Origin of the sequence: Carnobacterium sp. (genome assembly GCF_032094055.1) — a bacterium.
Taxonomy (GTDB): domain Bacteria; phylum Bacillota; class Bacilli; order Lactobacillales; family Carnobacteriaceae; genus Carnobacterium_A.
The window spans coordinates 1-1,674 of record NZ_DAMDAK010000039.1; the positions used below are offsets into that span (position 1 = coordinate 1).

Annotated in this window: 2 protein-coding genes and 1 pseudogene; all 3 read left to right on the forward strand. The window is 32.3% G+C overall.

Translation table 11 applies throughout. The features are described from left to right. The coding region (locus RT405_RS07450; RefSeq protein ID WP_313468844.1) for a hypothetical protein at positions 1-232 on the forward strand (232 nt) is incomplete at its 5' end. 86 nt (positions 233-318) lie between these two features. Beyond that, a complete protein-coding gene (locus tag RT405_RS07455; RefSeq protein WP_313468846.1) occupies positions 319-1,041 on the forward strand; it encodes an EAL domain-containing protein in 723 nt (240 codons plus the stop codon). A gap of 60 nt (positions 1,042-1,101) precedes the next feature. Then, positions 1,102-1,674, forward strand: a pseudogene (locus RT405_RS07460) (GGDEF domain-containing protein); the annotation flags it as partial.

Consider the following 1,674-nt stretch of genomic DNA (forward strand, 5'->3'; position numbering starts at 1 on the left):
TAGAACAGATTTCACACCGGCTGTGGCTTATGAATCAAGTGCGGTCTATGCTTTAGCTACTCTTTATTTTAAATTGATTCATGAAGAAGCTTATGCTGAACAGCTTCACCAAGTGCTTTTAAAACAATCTCCTTTTGACAAAAATGCTGATTATTCAACGATTCACTTTTTTGATTATATGTGGGCAAAAACCGTGGATGTTTTATATAAAACAAACTTAACAGAAGAGTAATTGATTGGTACTAAAAAAGAGTCAGTTCATTGTCTTATTTTCCCTTGTAAATGACCGATATAAGTAGTATTAAGGGAGGTCTTCAAATGGATGAATTTCAGTTTCATTTCCAGCCTAAAGTTGATGTGAAAAACCATCAAGTTATGGGATATGAAATTTTATTAAGAAATAAAGAACAAAACCCGTATTATCCAGCAAAGAGAATGGAAAAAGTGATTCATCATAAAAAAGAACACAATCGTTTTTTAAATTGGTTTCAAAATGAATTGATGCAATTGATGCGTGTATTTCCAACAGTCCAATTTTCTATTAATTTTGCACCTAGACAATTATTTTATTTGGAAACTCATCTTTTTTTAACCAGAATGGAACCATACGCTGAACAGCTGATCATAGAAGTAACTGAAGACTTACCCTTATTTGCAGCTTCAATGGAAAACATAGATGCCTTAACGGTTGATCAAAATCTGCAGTCAATTTTTGCTTCAATTAAAGCAAAAGGGTATCGTATCGCATTGGATGATGTTGGTTCAGGGAAAAACTCCTTAGATGAAGTTTTAAAATACACCTCATATCTAGATCAAATTAAATTTTCAATCGTAAAATGCAATAAAAAAAATTTAAAAGAAGAAACACTGAATTTTTTCCTACAAGCGTGGAAAAAATTTGCTGAAGACTATCATCTTGATTTGATTGTAGAAGGAATTGAAGATCAAGAAACAAGTGACGGATTGAAAGAACAAGGGATAGTGCTTCAACAAGGGTATCATTTTGGAAAACCTTCAAAATGTATAAAAAAATGTCGTTAATATGTAACTAATTAAATCACTTTTTTTGTCTACTATGCCTGGCTGATTGGAGGAACAATTATGCTAAGAACTATTTTTTTAGATATTATCGCAAATATTTCTATTCTTAGTACTGCGTCTTATATTTTTGTTAAACTAATTCCTATGGAAAAAAATTATACGCTAAGTTTAAAGCAAAAGGTTAGTATGGTTTTGATGTCCAGCATGACGAGCTTTCTCTTAATGCTTTTTTCAGTTAGTCTCCCTCAAGAGGTCAAATTAGATTTAAGACACATTATTTTGATTTTGTTAGTGTATTATTTTGGCTTTTCAATTTCTATTCCAACCGTATTCTTGATATCAGCACTTCGTTTTTTGTTAGGAGTTAACCCTGCTTCGATTCAGGCCGCCATTATGTATATGGTGTTGGGGTTGGTTTTGCCGGTTATAAGCAAAAAGTTATCTCAGCGGTTTAATCATTATGTTGTCTTGTTGTTCCTCAATGCCATTTGTGTTTCAGCTAGCGCGGTGAACTTATATTTTTTATATGAAGACTTTTTATTCTGCGTTCTTATTTTCTGCAGCTTGTTATTCCTTTCTACCATCGTAGTGGTTATGGTAACCGCTTTTATTGAAGACTTGCGAAAAAATCTT